General features: G+C 74.1%; 11 protein-coding genes and 1 pseudogene. 1 reads left to right on the top strand and 11 read right to left on the bottom strand.

Features of this window, described 5'->3' with window-relative positions:
- Positions 1–332 precede the first annotated feature (332 nt).
- The 7 genes and pseudogenes from AC3EUJ_RS04650 to AC3EUJ_RS04620 form a co-directional block, all read right to left on the bottom strand.
- Entirely contained in the window at positions 333–2,666 is a 2,334-nt protein-coding gene (locus tag AC3EUJ_RS04650) for a xanthine dehydrogenase family protein molybdopterin-binding subunit (RefSeq protein ID WP_431959635.1), read from the bottom strand.
- Between the two features lie 61 nt (positions 2,667–2,727).
- Positions 2,728–4,032: a (2Fe-2S)-binding protein gene (locus tag AC3EUJ_RS04645; protein WP_431959634.1), complete on the bottom strand. Its 1,305-nt coding sequence runs from the start codon at positions 4,030–4,032 to the stop codon at positions 2,728–2,730.
- Positions 4,029–4,940, bottom strand: a complete 912-nt coding sequence (locus AC3EUJ_RS04640; RefSeq protein WP_431959633.1) for an FAD binding domain-containing protein — start codon at positions 4,938–4,940, stop codon at positions 4,029–4,031. Before AC3EUJ_RS04640 ends, AC3EUJ_RS04645 begins: the two co-directional genes overlap by 4 nt.
- A 261-nt stretch (positions 4,941–5,201) precedes the next feature.
- Positions 5,202–6,071, bottom strand: a pseudogene (locus AC3EUJ_RS04635) (family 20 glycosylhydrolase); the annotation flags it as partial.
- Positions 6,072–6,169: 98 nt separating this feature from the next.
- Positions 6,170–7,330 (bottom strand): hypothetical protein, encoded by a 1,161-nt coding sequence (locus AC3EUJ_RS04630; protein WP_431959632.1) that lies wholly within the window; start codon positions 7,328–7,330, stop codon positions 6,170–6,172.
- A 67-nt stretch (positions 7,331–7,397) separates the two neighbouring features.
- The gene (locus tag AC3EUJ_RS04625) at positions 7,398–7,679 is read right to left on the bottom strand and encodes a DUF3039 domain-containing protein (RefSeq protein ID WP_431959631.1); all 282 of its coding nucleotides are present in this window, start codon (positions 7,677–7,679) and stop codon (positions 7,398–7,400) included.
- A gap of 11 nt (positions 7,680–7,690) precedes the next feature.
- Positions 7,691–8,269: a YqgE/AlgH family protein gene (locus AC3EUJ_RS04620; protein WP_431959630.1), complete on the bottom strand. Its 579-nt coding sequence runs from the start codon at positions 8,267–8,269 to the stop codon at positions 7,691–7,693.
- Positions 8,270–8,522: 253 nt separating this feature from the next.
- Here AC3EUJ_RS04620 and murA point away from each other — a divergent pair, with 253 nt between their 5' ends.
- Positions 8,523–9,857 carry a UDP-N-acetylglucosamine 1-carboxyvinyltransferase gene (gene murA / locus AC3EUJ_RS04615; protein ID WP_431959629.1) on the top strand — a complete coding sequence of 445 codons (1,335 nt, stop codon included), beginning with the start codon at positions 8,523–8,525 and terminating at the stop codon, positions 9,855–9,857.
- A gap of 81 nt (positions 9,858–9,938) precedes the next feature.
- Here murA and AC3EUJ_RS04610 read toward each other — a convergent pair whose 3' ends face one another.
- The 4 genes from AC3EUJ_RS04610 to AC3EUJ_RS04595 all read right to left on the bottom strand — a co-directional run bounded on the left by AC3EUJ_RS04610 (position 9,939) and on the right by AC3EUJ_RS04595 (position 16,500).
- Positions 9,939–10,220: an HU family DNA-binding protein gene (locus tag AC3EUJ_RS04610; RefSeq protein WP_018564081.1), complete on the bottom strand. Its 282-nt coding sequence runs from the start codon at positions 10,218–10,220 to the stop codon at positions 9,939–9,941.
- Between the two features lie 198 nt (positions 10,221–10,418).
- Complete coding sequence (locus tag AC3EUJ_RS04605) at positions 10,419–11,840, bottom strand: NAD-dependent malic enzyme (protein WP_431959628.1); 1,422 nt, start codon at positions 11,838–11,840, stop codon at positions 10,419–10,421.
- A 358-nt stretch (positions 11,841–12,198) separates the two neighbouring features.
- Positions 12,199–14,478, bottom strand: coding sequence for a HelD family protein (locus AC3EUJ_RS04600; protein WP_431959627.1), 2,280 nt, complete (start codon positions 14,476–14,478; stop codon positions 12,199–12,201).
- Between the two features lie 876 nt (positions 14,479–15,354).
- Positions 15,355–16,500, bottom strand: coding sequence for a uroporphyrinogen-III synthase (locus tag AC3EUJ_RS04595; protein WP_431959626.1), 1,146 nt, complete (start codon positions 16,498–16,500; stop codon positions 15,355–15,357).
- Between the last annotated feature and the right edge of the window lie 149 nt (positions 16,501–16,649).

Below are 16,649 nucleotides of genomic sequence, written 5' to 3'. Positions count from 1 at the left end.
TCGTCGTCAAGGGGGTCGTTCTCTTTCCCTGGTTCCTGAGTCGGCCCCCTGCTCCCTGGTCGCCCCTGAGCGCGGCATCTTACCCCTGGGAGTACGGGGATGCCGGACCTGCAGCGTCAGGGAACACGGAGTCTAGGGCCCAGGGCGTCATACCGCCAGGCCGCTCCCTTGCGCCGTTTCTGAGGCCCAGTGCACGCGGACCGTCCCGTCGTGCCAGACCGCTCCCGGGGTGGGGAAGCATCTTCACGGCCAGCGCGGGCGGTTCGATGCGGAGACCGTCCACCATGGCCCGGTCCGTGCGGACCGGGCCCCTCAGCGCGTGTGGCGGGGCGTCACGTCTGCGGCCGGACCACCGCGTGCTGGGGGCGGATGGGCAGGCGGCTGACCGGGCGGCCGGTGGCCGCGCGGACGGCCGAGGCGACGGCTGCCGGGGAGACGACGACGGGGACCGCGCTGGCGGCCTTGGCGCCGAAGGGGGCGAGCACGTCGCGTTCCTCGATGAGCCGGACCACGCGGATCGCGGGCGCGTCGAGCGCGGTCGGCAGCGAATAGCCGGTCAGGTTGGGCCGCTTGATGACGCCGCGCGGCGCGCGGAGGTCCTCCATGAGGGCCATGCCGACGCCCTGGGTGACGCCGGCCTCGATCCGGGCCCGCAGCTGTGCGGGGTTGAGGACCCGGCCGACGTCCTGGGCGACAGCCATCTCCACCACCCGGATCGCGCCGAGTTCGATGTCGACGTCGACCACGGCGCGCACGGCGCAGAAGGCGAGGCCCACAAAGGCGTCGCCCTGGCCGGTGTCGTCGAGCTTCTCGGTGGGGTGCGGGCGGCACTGGGCGGTGGCCCACAGCTCCTTGCCGGCCAGTTCCTCCTCGACGGTGGTGGAGAGCACCCCGTCGTACGAGGTGATCTTGCCGTCGGCGATGGAGAGCAGTTCCGCCGACATGCCGAACTTCCCGGCCAGCGGCTGCAGCAGCTGGGTGCGGACCATCTTGGCGGCGCGCTCGACGGCGCCACCGGAGACCCAGGTGTGGCGGCCGCGGGCGGCGGCGCCGGCCGGGGGCTGGTCGGTGTCGGAGGGCAGGACGCGGACGTCCTCGACGCCGAGGACCTCCTGCACGATCTGCCGGGCGAGGGTGGCGAAGCCCTGGCCGGTGTCGACGGCGGCGCAGATGACGGTGGCGGCGCCGTCGTGGACGCGGACGGTGGCGGTGGAGACCTCGTCGGTGCCCTCGGCGCCCAGCATGTGCACCATGCCGAGCGCGTAGCCGACGCCGCGGCGCACCGCGCCCGGCTCGCCCGCGCCCTCCAGGCCGCCGGGAAGCAGCCATTCGGACTCGTCGTCGTCGACGGGCAGCGGGGGCAGGTCGGTGTCGCGCACGGCCTTGAGCAGTTCACCGACGGGCGCCGGGCAGGTGACCGTCTGGCCGGTGGGCAGCAGGTCGCCGGTGGCCATGACGTTGCGCATGCGGATCTCGGCCGGGTCCAGGCCGAGTTTGGCCGCGAGCTTGTCCATCTGGCCCTCGTAGGCCGCGCAGACCTGCATCGCGCCCTCGCCCCTGACGTGGCCGGAGGGCGGGTTGTTGGTGCGCACCGCCCAGCCCTCGACGAAGACGTGCGGCACGACGTAGGGGCCCGCGGCGAAGGCCACGGCCGCGGCCAGGGCGTCGGCGGAGGTGTCGGCGTACGCGCCGGCGTCCAGCAGCACCTGGGCCTCGACCTTGACCAGCCGGCCCTCGGCGTCGGCGTGGTGGCGGTACCGCAACAGGGTCGGGTGGCGGTGGCTGTGGCTGAGGAAGGACTCCTCGCGGGTGGCCACGAACTTCACCGGGCAGCCGGTCTTCAGCGCGAGCAGTCCGAGGGGGATCTGCACCCCGGAGTCCTCGCGGTCGCCCATCGCGCCGGGCACCGCGGTGACCACCACCTTGACCCGGTCCTGTTCCAGCCCGAAGCAGGCGGCGGCCAGGTCGCGGTCGGTGTGCGGGTCCGTGGAGGCGACGTACAGCTCCACGCCGCCGTCGGGGCGGGGCACGGCGAGCCCGGCCTCGGCGCCCACCGGGGCCGGGTCCTGGCGGCCGACCCGGTACAGGCCCTCGACGATGACCTCGCCGACCGCGTCCGGGTCGCCGAACTGCAGCGGGATGTGCCGGATCAGATTGCCGTCGGGGTGCAGCGGGGGTGCCGCGAAGGCCCGCTCCGGGTCGATGACGGGCTCCAGGACCTCGTACTCGACCTGGATGGCGGCGGCGGCGAGCCGGGCGGTGTCGGGGTGGTCGGCGGCCACGGCGGCGATGGCCTCGCCGTGGTGCCGGACGGTGTCCTTGGCGAAGACCGGGCGGTCTGCGACGCGGCGCCCGTGCATGGCGTCGCCCGGGACGTCCTCGTGGGTCACCACGGCCCGCACGCCGGGGAGCGCGACGGCCTCCGTCGTGTCGATGGACAGGATGCGGGCGTGCGGGTGCGGGGAGCGCAGCACGGCCGCCCACAGCAGTCCCTCGGCCCACAGGTCGGCGGCGTACGGGTACGTCCCCTGGGCCTTGGCGTAGGCGTCGGTGGCGGGCAGGGAGGCGCCGATGCCGTGCGGCGCGGACTGCTGCTCGGCGCCGGTCGCGACCGGCGCGGGGGTGCCCACGGCCGGGGTGGCCGTCGCGGCGTCGGGGCCCGTCATCGCGCGTACCTTTCGCTGCCGCGAGGGGGGAGGTGGTGCGGGGTCAGCAGGTTCGGGGTGCTCACGCCGGGCCTCCGGAGGAGGGGCGCGGGTGCGGGACGCGGATGCCGTCGGCCGGGTCGCCCGCGGTGTCGTCCGCGGCGGCCTCGGCGGTCTCCTCGCGCTCGGTCACGACCTGGCGGACGGCCTCCAGGACGCCCTGGTAGCCGGAGCAGCGGCAGAGGTTGCCGCTGATGGCCTGCCGGGTCTCCAGCTCGGTCGGGCTGTGGTTGCCCTCGAGCAGGTCGTGCACGGTCATCGCCATGCCCGGGATGCAGAAACCGCACTGCACGGCCCCGCACTCGGCAAGCGCCCGCTGGACGTCCGAGGGACCGCCGTCGGCGGACAGCCCCTCGACGGTGCGGATGTCGCTGCCCGCGGCGGTCGCGGCGGGCACCAGGCAGGAGGCGACGAGCCGGCCGTCGACCTTGACCGAGCAGGCGCCGCACTCGCCCTGCTCGCAGCCGTCCTTGGCGCCGGCGAGACCGAGGCGCTCGCGCAGCACGTAGAGCAGGGACTCGCCGAGCCAGGCGTCGGTGACGGGCCGGTCGGTGCCGTTGACGTTGAGGACGTAGGAGGCCACGGGGTGCTCGCTGTGCGCGTCCGCGACGGGCCCCTCGCCGGGCCCGTCGGCCCCCTCCTCCGGGGTCGGCGGCTCCTGCGCGGCGAATTCCGCCGCAAGGTCCGCCGCAAGATCCGCCACCGGGTCCGTGGCGGGCTCCTGCGGGTGGGTGCCGTCCTCGCCGGGGTCCGGCCCCGGCCGGGGCTCCTCGGCGGCGGCCGGGGCCGGAGCGGGGGCCGACACGGGCGGGATGCGGTACTCGCCGGACTCCTCGGCGGTGCCGTCCGGGGCCGGCGGCAGCGTCCACTGGCCGGTGGCGTCCGCGGGCAGGGACCAGCCGCCGTCGGCCGCGCCCGCGGGCGCCTGCAGGGCGGCGGGGGCGGTCCAGGGCTGCGCCGAGTCGCTGGTCGGGGTGGGTACGAAGGCCCCCACCGAGTACTCGCCGGAGTCGTCGGCGGCGGGGTCCTCGCGTACGACGGGGATCACCCACGTCGTGGCCGCGTCCTCGCCGGCGACCGGGGCGGCGGGCGGCTCGGGCGCGTAGCCGTGGCCCGGGGCGGCGAGCGGATCGGCGCCGGGCTCGGCCATGGACAGCTGCGCCGCGAAGGAGACGTGCATGGTCTGGTCGGGGTCGTACTCGCCGTGGGGCAGGGGCTCCCACACCCCGTGCCCCGGGCTGAATCCCCCGCCGTGCGGGGACCCCTCCTGCGGCTGGTCGGTCATGCGCCCGTCCGGTGTCCTGTCGTCGTACACGTCGTCACTCATGCCAGTGCCCTCCCCAGCGCACGGCGGGCCAGTGCGGCCACCGTACGCCGCAGCTGGACGGCCGCGGGGGGCAGTTCGGGGGCCGCGGGCGGGGCTCCCCCCACGCCGCCGTCCGCGGCCGGCAGCGGGTCGGGGATGCAGGCGGCGGCGACGTACTCGCCGAAGGCCGTGAGGGCCTCCGGCGCCAGTGTGCGCTCGCCGTCCCAGTCGATCAGCCCGGCGACCCAGCGCTCGGCCTCGAGCGGCCGCAGCGGCACCGGTGCGACGGCTCCCACCGCGCAGCGTACGCCCCGGCGGGCGGGGTCGAGGACGACGGCGACGGACGCGACCGCGCGGCCGGGACCGGTGCGGCCGGTGGCCTTGAGGAAGGTCTGCGGCGCGTGCAGCAGCGGGACCCGGACGTACGCCAGGACCTCGCCCGGCCGCAGCGGGTCCATGCCGGTGAGCAGGTGGCTGACCGGCAGCTCGCGGTTGCCGTCCGGGCCGGCGACCAGGACGGACGCCTCCAGGGCGGCCAGCACGGGCAGCGAGTCGCCGGTGGGGGCGGCGCCGGCGATGTTGCCGCCGAGCGTGCCCGCGTTGCGGATCTGCGGGGGCCCGGCGGCGCGGGCGGCGGCGGCAAGGGCGGGGATGAGCGCGGCGAAGTCCGGGCGGCCCATGCGGGCGTGGGTGAGGCCGGCGCCGAGCAGCGCCGCGCCGTCCGCGTACTGCCAGCCGCGGATCTCGCTGATCCGCCCGAGGCCGACCAGTCCCGCGGGGCGCAGCAGCCCGGAGTTCACGGCCGCCATGAGGTCGGTGCCTCCGGCGACGGGCACGGCGGTGGGCGTGGCGGCCAAGGCCGCCACGGCCTCGTCGAGCGAGGTCGGCAACGCCACATTGCGCGCTGCCTGCCGTGCGTACGTGCTCACGCAGCTGCCCCTTCCCCGGCTGTCCGCGGTGCGGTAGCCGTACGGTACGTGCTGACAGCCCGGACGTGGCAACTCTGGCACATCTTCCGGGGTGATCAACGCGAGGGTCGCAAAGGAGAACCTGCCTTCCGGATCGAACTCCGTCCGGTTTGCGACTTTCTCCAGGTTGCGACGGGAACGGCCTCCTTCGTGCGCCTTGCCGTGATTGGCCATACCACCCTGCCATCTCCCGCGTCGCCCCACCGCGGGTTGTGGCGGGCCTCACACGATCGGGGGCGGCCCCTCGATCGGGCGTCCGATGACGCCCGGACGCCGCTGCCACGGCAGCGGACAGCCCGGCGGCCGGTGTTCGACCCCCAGTGCGTCAAGTCGCCCGTAGTGGGTGGTCATTCGGGCGGCGAAGCCCTCGTGGTCGCGGGCGGCGGGACCGGGCAGCCGGCTCCAGACCGTCTCGGCGAAGGCGGCGAGCCGCGGGAAGGCCATGTAGTCCACCGCGCGGACCGAATCCATCGCCTCCGTCCAGATGTTGGCCTGCGCGCCGATGACGTGGGCGGCCTCCTCGGCGGTGAGCTCGTCCGGGACGGGCTCAAAACGGTAGACGTCCTCCAGGGTGCGGACGTGCGCGATCGGCACGGGCTCGTCCTCGCTGTCCGACTGGCGCCAGTCCAGGTACACCTGGCTCTCCCGGCACATCACGACGTCGTGCCCCGCCCGGGCGGCCGCTACGCCGCCCGCGTGGCCGCGCCAGGAGGAGACGGCGGCGCCCTCGGCCGGCCCGCCCTCCAGGATCTCGTCCCAGCCGATCAGCCGGCGGCCGCGCCCGCTCAGCCAGGTGTCGAAGTGCCGCACGAACCACCTCTGCAGCTCGTCCTCGTCACGCAAGCCCAGTTCCTTGATGCGGGCCTGGACGGTGGCGGAGGCGCGCCACTGGTCCTTGGGGCACTCGTCGCCGCCGATGTGCACGAACTCCGAGGGGAAGACCTCCAGTAGCTCGGCGAGGACGTTCTCGTAGAAGCGCACGGTGGCCTCGGTGGGCGCCAGCACGTTCGGGTTGATGCCCCAACCGGTCAGCACCGGCAGGGCGGTGGTGTCCACGACGTCCGTGTTGCCGGGTTCCGGGTACGCGGCGACGCCTCGACGGGTGCCGGGATGAGGCCCATGACGACCATCCTGCCGCGCCCGCGGCAACTGGAACGGACGAATCGCCGATTTCCGGACGCCGCGGCGCCTCAGCCGCCGGCCCGGCGGGCGCGGTTCAGGGCGCGGAAGGGGATCAGCATGCCGACGACGAACCACAGGACGTGGGCCACTGCCACCGCCGACCACAGCGCCGTGGAGGTCGCCTGAGCCGCGGAGAGGGCCACGGCGGTGCCGATGAGGGCGACGACCGCGGTCAGCTGGAGGACGGTGTGCCGGCTGGGCAGGAAGTCGCGCTGCAGGAAGGTGTCGCCGTACCACCAGCGCACCGCGCGGGCGGCGGCCAGCAGCACCACGACGGCGCCGGCCGCGACGCCCAGGACGGCCGGAAGCGGCCATGGGGCGCCGTCGGCCGCGGAGGCGGCCACCAGGCCGGTGGCGGCGAACGGGAGCACGGGCAGGCAGGCCCCGGCGGTGAGGGCCACGGCGCGAGCGCGGGCCGGGTCCCCGTTCAACTCGGCCCGGGCCAGGGCGCGTACGGTCTGCAGCCGCCCCCGGCCGCTGCTGCCGGAGCGGCGGGCCTGCAGCAGCCACAGCCAGCCGGCCAGCGCCACCAGCACGGCCACCCCGCCGGCCAGCACCGGGGGGTCGGCGAACAGCACCAGCGCGGCCACCAGCAGCGCGGGGGCGGCCCGGGGCCACTGGCGCCGCCCCGCAACGTCCGCGGGCGCGGCGCCGAGTTCCATGGCCCGCGCCACGACCGCGCGGCGTTCGGCGCGGGCGGCCGGACGAAGCGAGAGATCCAGCGCCCGTGCGAGCGCGACGTGCGCCTCGGCCTCGCGGGGTGCGATCAGCACCGCCTGCCGGGCGGCGGCGACGGCCTCGGGGCCGCGGGAGAGCATCCGGCAGGAGTCGGCGACCAGCACCCGGGCGCGCCACTCGCGGGGATCGGCGGCGACCCGCAGCCCGAGCCCGAGGGCGGCGTGCGCGTCTCCGAGCATCAGCAGGACGAGTCCGGCCAGCAGCGGCGGGTCCGGGTCGCCCGGCTCCGCGTGCGCCAGCGCCCAGTCGACGGCCTCCCGGGCCCGGTCGGCCCGCCGCTCGTACGCGAAGACCCTGGCCCGTACGAGGTAGCCGAAGCTGCCGTTGCGGGTGACGAAGGCGTCGTCGACGAGCGAGTGCGCCATCTCGAAGCGCCCCCGCTCGCACAGCCCGAAGACCCGGTCCGCCGTGACGGCGTCGTCCTGCGCCATGTCCCCCCGAACGCGCGAGGTACGGCCGCCGCGCCGCGGCCGTACCTGCCGGGTGCCGAGGCGGCCGTTACTTGCCGCTCTTGTCCTTGTCCCCGCCACCGGTGGGCATGGATTCGAAGATCTCCTTGCACATCGGGCAGACCGGGTACTTCTTGGGGTCCCGGCCGGGCACCCAGACCTTTCCGCAGAGGGCGACCACCGGCGATCCGGAGAGCGCGCTCTCCATGATCTTGTCCTTCTGGACGTAGTGCGCGAAGCGCTCGTGGTCGCCATCGCCGTTCGACACCTGCGGGGTCGGTTCGACGAGGGTGCCGGTGCCCGCCCCGCGCTCGGGCTCGAGAGTGCTCATGGCACGCAAGCCTAATTCAGAGACGGATCGTCCGGATACGTCGCGACCATCGCGAGTTCGCTGCGCTGTCTGCGCAGCACCGAGCGCCACAGCTGATCGGGGTCCGGGGAGAAGACGTCCCCCGGTTCGGACTCCACCACGTACCAGGCGCCCTCGACCAGTTCGTCCTCCAGCTGGCCGGGCCCCCATCCGGCGTACCCGGCGAAGATCCGCAGGGAGCCCAGCTCGGCCGCGAGGAGCTCGGGCGGCGCCTCCAGGTCCACCAGGCCGATCGCGCCGAACACCCGCCGCCAGCCGAGCGGCTCCCCGTCCTCGCCGTCCCGCGGCTCCCCGGGCACCACGGCCAGGCCCAGCGCCGAGTCCAGCGAGACGGGCCCGCCCTGGAAGACGACCTGGGGCGCGCCCGCCAGGCCGGCCCAGGACTCCAGGACGTCGCCGACCCCGACGGGCGTGGGGCGGTTGAGGACGACGCCGAGCGAGCCCTCCTCGTCGTGGTCGAGGAGGAGCACCACCGCCCGGTCGAAGTTCGGGTCCGCGAGCGCGGGCGTCGCGACGAGCAGTCTGCCGGTGAGCGATGACACTTCGGTCATGGTCAACATAATCCCGCATTCCGCCGCCGCGCGGGGTGGCAACCGCACCCTTTTCGGGCGCCGGGACCGGGGGCGGGCCGCCGCGACGGCGACCCTCCGGGACGGCGCGAACGCGCAGGGTGCTGTAGCGAACCCATTACATGAGTGGGACCTCACAGCCCTCTTCCCGGCGCCGGAAGGCCGATTACCATTTCTGCTTGGTGCCTGCGGGGACCGAGCTTCCTTTCTGCCCGTCTCCAGGAACGCGAGAGCAATGACCGGCCTTAACGACGTACTGCTCGTCCACGGTGGCACCCCCCTCGAGGGGGAGATCCATGTCCGCGGTGCGAAGAACCTCGTGCCCAAGGCGATGGTGGCCGCGCTGCTGGGCAGCGAACCCAGCCGGCTGCGCAACGTGCCCGACATCCGCGACGTGCGCGTCGTGCGGGGCCTGCTGCAGCTGCACGGGGTGACGGTGCAGGCCGGCGACGAGCCCGGGGAGCTGGTGCTCGACCCGTCCAAGGTGGAGAGCGCGAACGTCGCCGACATCGACGCGCACGCGGGCTCCTCGCGGATCCCGATCCTGTTCTGCGGGCCCCTGCTGCACCGTCTCGGCCACGCCTTCATCCCGGGCCTGGGCGGCTGCGACATCGGTGGCCGGCCGATCGACTTCCACTTCGACGTGCTGCGCAAGTTCGGCGCGGTCATCGAGAAGCGCCCCGAGGGCCAGTACCTGGAGGCCCCGCAGCGGCTGCGCGGCTGCAAGATCGAGCTCCCGTACCCGTCGGTCGGCGCGACCGAGCAGGTACTGCTGACGGCCGTCCTGGCCGAGGGCGTCACCGAGCTGAGCAACGCCGCGATCGAGCCGGAGATCGAGGACCTCATCTGCGTCCTGCAGAAGATGGGCGCCATCATCACGATGGGCACCAACCGCACCATCCACATCACCGGCGTGGACAAGCTCGGCGGCTACAACCACCGCGCCCTCCCGGACCGCCTGGAGGCCGCCTCCTGGGCCTGCGCGGCCCTGGCGACCGAGGGCAACGTCTACGTCCGCGGCGCCAGCCAGCGCGAGATGATGACCTTCCTCAACGTCTTCCGCAAGGTGGGCGGCGCGTTCGAGGTCGACGACCACGGCATCCGCTTCTGGCACCCCGGCGGCCCGCTGAACGCCATCGCCCTGGAGACCGACGTCCACCCCGGCTTCCAGACCGACTGGCAGCAGCCCCTGGTCGTGGCCCTCACCCAGGCCTCGGGCCTGTCCATCGTCCACGAGACGGTGTACGAGTCCCGGCTGGGCTTCACCTCGGCGCTCAACCAGATGGGTGCCCACATCCAGCTCTACCGCGAGTGCCTGGGCGGCACCCCCTGCCGCTTCGGCCAGCGCAACTTCCTGCACTCCGCGGTCGTCAGCGGCCCCACCAGGCTGCAGGGCGCCGACCTCGTCATCCCGGACCTGCGCGGCGGCTTCTCGTACCTGATCGCGGCCCTGGCCGCGCAGGGCACCTCGCGGGTGCACGGCATCGACCTGATCAACCGCGGATACGAGAACTTCATGCAGAAGCTGGAGAAGCTCGGCGCCAAGGTCGAGCTGCCCGGCACCGACTGACCCGGCACCCTTGCGGACACACGGAAGGGCGGCCTCCCCGCGGGGGGGCCGCCCTTCCACATGTCGCGTCGGCGCGCGGAATTACTTGCCCTTGGCGGCTTCCTTGAGCTTCGAGCCCGCGGAGACCTTCACGCTGTAACCGGCCGGGATCTGGATCGGGTCACCGGTCTGCGGGTTGCGCGCGGTGCGCGCGGCGCGGTGGCTGCGCTCGAAGGTGAGGAAGCCGGGGATGGTGACCTTCTCGTCGCCCTTGGCGACGATCTCGCCGACAACCTCGGCGAACGCGGCCAGAACGGCGTCGGCGTCCTTGCGGGTCACCTCGGCGCGCTCGGACAGCGCGGCCACCAGCTCACTGCGGTTCATCTAAGTACTCCTTGCATGGAAACCCCCAACGTCGACCGTCGGGGAAGACGCATTGTGAAGACGCTCATCGCGCTTCTGCGGTGCGGCCCTCACCGCCCAGGTACGCATCCTGCCCCTATTTCTGGGGGAAACGCCAATCCGGCACCCGGGAGAGTCACACAAAAAGCGGGTCGTGTACGGCTCGATGACGCTCCGTCGTCACGACGTCGCGGGGAGGCCGTGCGACTTCGCCGCCTCGCGGACGGCGCCCGCGACGGCGCCCGCGACCTTGTCGTTGAAGACGCTCGGGATGATGTAGTTCGGGTTGAGCTCGTCCTCCGTGACGACGTCCGCGAGGGCGGCCGCCGCCGCGAGCATCATGTCGGTGTTCACCGTACGGCTCTGGGCGTCCAGCAGTCCACGGAAGACACCCGGGAAGACCAGCACGTTGTTGATCTGGTTGGGGAAGTCGCTGCGCCCCGTGGCGACCACCGCGGCGGTCTCCCGGGCGACCGCCGGGTCCACCTCGGGGTCGGGGTTGGCCAGGGCGAAGACGATGGCACCGTCGGCCATGGCCGCGACGTCCTCGCCCTCCAGGACGTTGGGGGCGGAGACGCCGATGAAGACGTCCGCGCCGCGCACCGCCTCCTTCAGCGTCCCGGTGATCTCCTCCGGGTTGGTGTTGTCCGCGATCCAGCGCAGCGCCGACTCTGGGCCGGCCGCGACCAGGTCCTCCCGGCCGCTGTGCACGACGCCGTGGATGTCGGCCACGACGGCGTGCTTGACGCCCGCCGCGAGCAGCAGCTTCAGGATGGCCGTGCCGGCCGCGCCTGCGCCCGACATGACGACCCGTACGTCGCCGGCCTGCTTGCCGACCACGCGCAGCGCGTTGGTGAGCGCCGCGAGCACCACGATGGCGGTGCCGTGCTGGTCGTCGTGGAACACCGGGATGTCGAGGGCCTCGCGCAGCCGGGCCTCGATCTCGAAGCAGCGGGGCGCCGAGATGTCCTCCAGGTTGATGCCGGCGAAGCCGGGGGCGATCGCCTTGACGATCTCCACGATCGCGTCGGTGTCCTGGGTGTCCAGGCAGATCGGCCAGGCGTCGATGCCCGCGAAGCGCTTGAAGAGCGCCGCCTTGCCCTCCATGACCGGCAGCGCGGCCTTCGGCCCGATGTTGCCGAGGCCCAGCACGGCCGAGCCGTCGGTGACCACCGCGACACTGTTGCGCTTGATGGTCAGCCGGCGGGCGTCCTCGGGGTTCTTTGCGATCGCCATGCAGACCCGGGCCACACCTGGCGTGTAGACCATGGAGAGGTCGTCACGGTTGCGGATAGGGTGCTTCGACGCCATCTCGATCTTGCCGCCGAGGTGCATCAGGAACGTACGGTCGGAGACCTTGCCGATCGCGACGCCCTCGATCTGCGCCAGCTTGGCGACGATCTCGTCCGCGTGGGCGGTCGACGTGGCGGCGATCGTCACGTCGATGCGCAGCTTCTCATGGCCGGAAGCGGTCACGTCCAGGCCGTGGACCGCGCCACCGGAGGCCTCCACGGCCGTGGTGAGCTGGCTGACCGCGGAGCCGCTCGCGGGCACCTCCAGCCGCACCGTGATTGAGTACGAGACGCTCGGCGCCGTTGCCATGGCCGCTGTTCCTCCGCTGTCGCTGCTTAGTGCGCCCTCGATGCTGCCACCTACCGGTGGGTACGCGTAAACCCGGGGGGCCTACGACAAACTGTCGAGCAGCGATGGGTGTCAACGGAAGCTTGCGTGCTTAATGTTCCCCCAGCCGCCACCGGAACGGCGCACACGAACGGAATGACAATCCCGGATCGTTTGTTAGCCTGGGTGAGGCACCGGCTCGATCCAAGCCCCCGGGCCCAACCTTAGGCGCTTCGAGCGCCCACTTGCCGCGAGGCGAGCATGGCGGGTCGGTGTCACATACGTCCGGCGGGGCGCCCCTCACGAAGGGGCGCCCCGCCGTCGTCATGAGAGGGGTCAGTCAGTCCCGCAGCAGGTCCGGGACGCCGGCGCCGTCCGGCAGGTCCCGCGCCCCCGAGAGCACCGTCAGCCGCTGGGTCGCCCGGGTCAGCGCCACGTACAGCACCCGCAGGCCGGCCGGGGACTCGTCCGCGATCTCCGCGGGCGAGACGACCAGCGTCGCGTCGTACTCCAGGCCCTTGGCCTCCAGGCTGCCCAGCGCCACGACGCGCTCGCCGAGCCCCGCCAGCCAGCGCCGGGCCTCCTCACGGCGGCCCATGGCCACGACCACGCCCACGGTGCCCTCGACCTCGCCCAGCATCCGCTCCGCCTCGGCGCGCACCGCCTCGCCGGGGTGCCCGTCGGCGGCCACCACGAACCGGGGCACCAGCCCCGTGGAGCGCACCGCTCGCGGCGATTCGCTGCCCGGCATGGCCAGCGCCAGCACCTTCGCCGCCAGGTCGGCGATCTCTGCCGGGTTGCGGTAGTTCACCGTGAGCGTGAAGCGGCGGCGCGGACGCGTGCCCAGGGCCTCGTCACGGGCCAGGGCGGCCTCGTCGGGGTCGGTCCAGGAACTCTGCGCGGGGTCGCCGACCACCGTCCAGGTCGCGGCACGGCCGCGGCGGCCCACCATGCGCCACTGCATCGGGGTGAGGTCCTGCGCCTCGTCGACGATCACGTGCGCGTACTCCGTGCGCTCCGCGTCCAGCCGGTCCTGCCGGCTGCGCCGCCCGGCCGCCATCCGGTCCGCGTAGGTGGTGACCTCCTCCAGGCCGGTCAGGTGGTCCAGCGGGTCCGCCTCGCGGCTGCGCACCTTCGGCGGCGGGCCCAGCAGCGCCTCCAGCTCGTCGAGCATCGCGACGTCGTGCACGGACAGCGCCCCGTTGCCCGCCGCGTCCAGACGGCGCAGCGAGCGCGCCACACGGCGCACCTCGGGCGGCGTCAGGACCCGCCGCGACCAGCGCCCCAGCCGCTTCTCGTCGGAGAGCGCCGCCAGCACCCCGCGCGGGGTCAGCACCGGCCACCACGCGGCCAGGAAGTCCGTGAACTCCTGCTCGGTGGAGATGTCCTCGTCGAAGCCCTGCCGCTCCTCGGCGGCCAGCTCCGGGTCGTCGAAGCGGCGCCCGGCCTTGCGCCACAGCGCGTCCAGCAGCAGGCGGCGGGCCCGGGGCCGCAGCAGGTTCACCGGCGCCGTGCCGCCCAGCACGGAGTGCCGGATCCCCGACAGCTCCTCGGCGTCCAGCTCCAGCCGCCGGCCGAACGCCACGACCCGCAGCCGGTCCGGGCAGCGTCCCGCCCCGGCCCCGGCCCCGTGCTCCAGCACGCCGCGGGCCGCCTTGCGCAACACCCTCAGCATCCGCAGCGAGCCCTTGATCCGGGCGACCGCGGGATCGTCGTACGTGGTGGCCTCGGCGCCGTCCACGAGCGAGCCCACGGCACGGATCGCGACCTGGCCCTCCTCGCCCAGCGAGGGCAGCACGCCCTCGGTGTACGCCACCAGCAGCGGCGTCGGGCTGACGACCAGGATGCCGCCCGCGTACCGGCGCCGGTCCTGGTACAGCAGGTACGCCGCCCGGTGCAGGGCCACCGCCGTCTTCCCCGTGCCGGGACCGCCGGTCACCTCGGTGACGGATGCGGCGGGGGCCCGGATCACCACGTCCTGCTCGGCCTGGATGCTGGAGACGATGTCCCGCATCGTGTGGCTGCGCGCCTGGCCCAGCGCGGCCATCAGCGCGCCGTCGCCCACCACCGGGAGTCCCGTCGTCAGCTCCGGGCGCAGCAGGTCGTCCTCGACGCCCAGCACCTTGCGGCCCTTGGAGCGGATGACGCGCCGCCGCACCACCCGGCCGGGCGCGACCGGGGTCGCCCGGTAGAACGGCGCCGCCGCGGGGGCCCGCCAGTCGATCACCAGCGGCGCGTAGTCCGCGTCCAGCACGCCGAGCCGCCCGATGTGCAGAGTTTCGGCGACGTCCGCCATGCCGTCGGGCCGGATCGCGTCGTCCGCGGGCTCCACCGAGGTGAACGCACCGTCCGGGCCCTTCTTGCCGTCCTTGCCCCGCAGCAGGTCGATCCGGCCGAAGAGGAAGTCCTCGAACTCCGAGTTCAGCCGGTTCAGGTGCAGCCCCGCCCGGAACACCTGGGCGTCGCGCTCCGCGAGCGCGCCCGGCGTGCCGACCTGGCCGCGTTTGACGGCGTCGTCCATGAGGAACTCCGCCTCGTGGATCTTCTCCTCGAGCCGGTCGTACACCCGGTCCAGATGCGTCTGCTCGACCGCGATCTCCGTGTCCCGGACCGCTGCCACGCAGGACCCCCTTCTTGTTCTTCCGTACGTCACGCGCCGCGCGCGCCGCCCCGGCGAACGGGGCAGCCTGTCACCGTACGCCAACCAGGCGTTTCCCGCCCACTCGGCGAGTGCCTCCCGAAGGGTGCGGGGTACCCCGTGTCGCCGCGTGCGGGTGCGTCGTGGTTGCCGTTGGGGGTTTCCCCGCCCACCCTCCCGATTGCCCGGCGCGGTTGGTTGCCGCCTCGCGGGGTGCGTTGGGTCGGCCAGGGTCGGGGTCCCCGGGGTCGGCATTCTGGACCGCATATTCATGTGCATGGCGGCGGTGCAGGTCGGACCCCGGATGCCGCACAGCACATACACGTCAGCGTCCAGAACGCCCACGCCTACGCCCCCGCCCCCTCCGCCGGTTCCGCGACCAACGGCCGGACCTGGTTGCGGGTCGGCCGCTCGCCGGAGGCTGGGGGCACCCCCAGCGGTAGCTGGGGGAGGGCTGGCGCAACCCCACAACGGCGCCGCACCTGCCCGGTGCGCACGGTCTCGTCGGCGTGTGCACGCCGGTGGGTGGGGTGCGCCCACCCGTCCCGCCTTGCGGGACGACTGCCCGCTACCTCCACCTCGCCCGGCTGTCAGCCGGCCATGCGACGGGAGGGGTGTGGCGGGGTGCCCCGCAGGGGACGAGCGGCGGACCCGGCGCCAGATGACGTGGGGGTAAACCGCGAGCCCCGAGGTGGGGGTCCCCCCGGCCGAAGGCTGGGGACGTGCCCCGGCGCGGCACCGACCCAGGCCCACGGTGCGAGGCCCGCACTGACCGCGCCGGGCAATCGGGAGGGCGGTGGGGGAACCGCCCGCCGCAGGCGCAACGGACCCGCACACGACAACGGCGCCGCTTACGGCTCACGCGGAGGCGTACTTGCCGTCCGCGGCCGGATCGAGCGCCAGGCGGTACCCCCGCTTGACCACCGTCTGGATGAGCTTCGGCACCCCCAGCGCCGCCCGCAGCCGCGCCATCGCCGTCTCCACGGCGTGCTCGTCGCGTCCCGCCCCCGGCAGCACCCGGAGCAGGTCGGCCCGGGAGACCACCCACCCGGGGCGCCGGGCGAGGGTGCGGAGCAGGGCCATCCCGGCCGGGGGGACGGCCCGCAACTCCCCGTCGACGACGACCGCGTGACCGCGGATCTCCAGGCGCCGCCCGGCGACGGGGAGGGGGCGCGCCCGCCCCGGGAGCTCCGCGGCGAGCAGTTGGACGAGCGGCCCCAGGCGGAACCGATCGGGCTGGGTGGTGGGCACGTCGTGGGCCTGCAGCGGGAGCGCCGTGACGGGGCCCACGCAGGCCGCGAGGATGTCGTGGCGGAGGGCGTCGAGTAGTTCGCCGCGCAGGCCCCGGCGTTCGGCCCGGTCCAGCAGGGAGGCCGCCGCGGGGGCGCTGGTGAACGTGACCGCGTCCAGCCCGCGCGCGACGGCCGCGTCGATGAGCCGGTCGACCGGCGCGAGGTCCTCCGGCGGCATCCAGCGGTAGACGGGGACGCCGACGACCTCCGCGCCGGCCGCGCGCAGCGCCTCACTGAAGCCGGGCACCGGCTCCCCGTGCAGCTGGACGCCGACGCGCCGGCCGGCGACGCCCTCGTCCAGCAGGCGGTCCAGGACCTCCGCCATCGACTCGGACGCCGGTGACCAGGACTCCCTGAGCCCGGCCGCGCGGATCGCGCCGCGCACCTTGGGGCCGCGGGCGAGCAGTTCGACGTGGCGCAGCCGTTCCAGAAGGGGCTCGCCGAGCCCCCAGCCGTCGGCGGCCTCGATCCAGCCGCGGAAGCCGATCGCCGTGGTGGCGACCACGACGTCGGGGCCGCGGTCGAGCAACCGCTCGGTCGCGGCGAGCAGTTCGGTGTCGTCCGGCAGCGGGACGATCCGCAGCGCGGGGGCCCGCATGACCACGGCGCCGCGCCGCTCGAGGAGGGCGCACAGTTCGTCGGCGCGACGGGCCGCGGTGACGCCGACCGTGAAGCCCGCCAGGGGAAGGACGTCTGCGTGTCGCACTTGCATGGCTCTGCCTCGCTCCGCCGGAGGTACACGTGCAACGGAGGCCCGGGACCGTCCCGGGTCCCGGAGTCGTGCGCCCCGTTCCGCGCATGGTTCCAAGCCCCGGTGACGGTCCGGGATCACCGGCATTTCCCCGTTGTTACGCAGTTGGC

It is taken from the genome of Actinacidiphila sp. bgisy160 (assembly GCF_057707815.1).
Note: the sequence above shows the minus strand (reverse complement) of the source record. Positions and strands in the feature narration are given on the sequence as shown.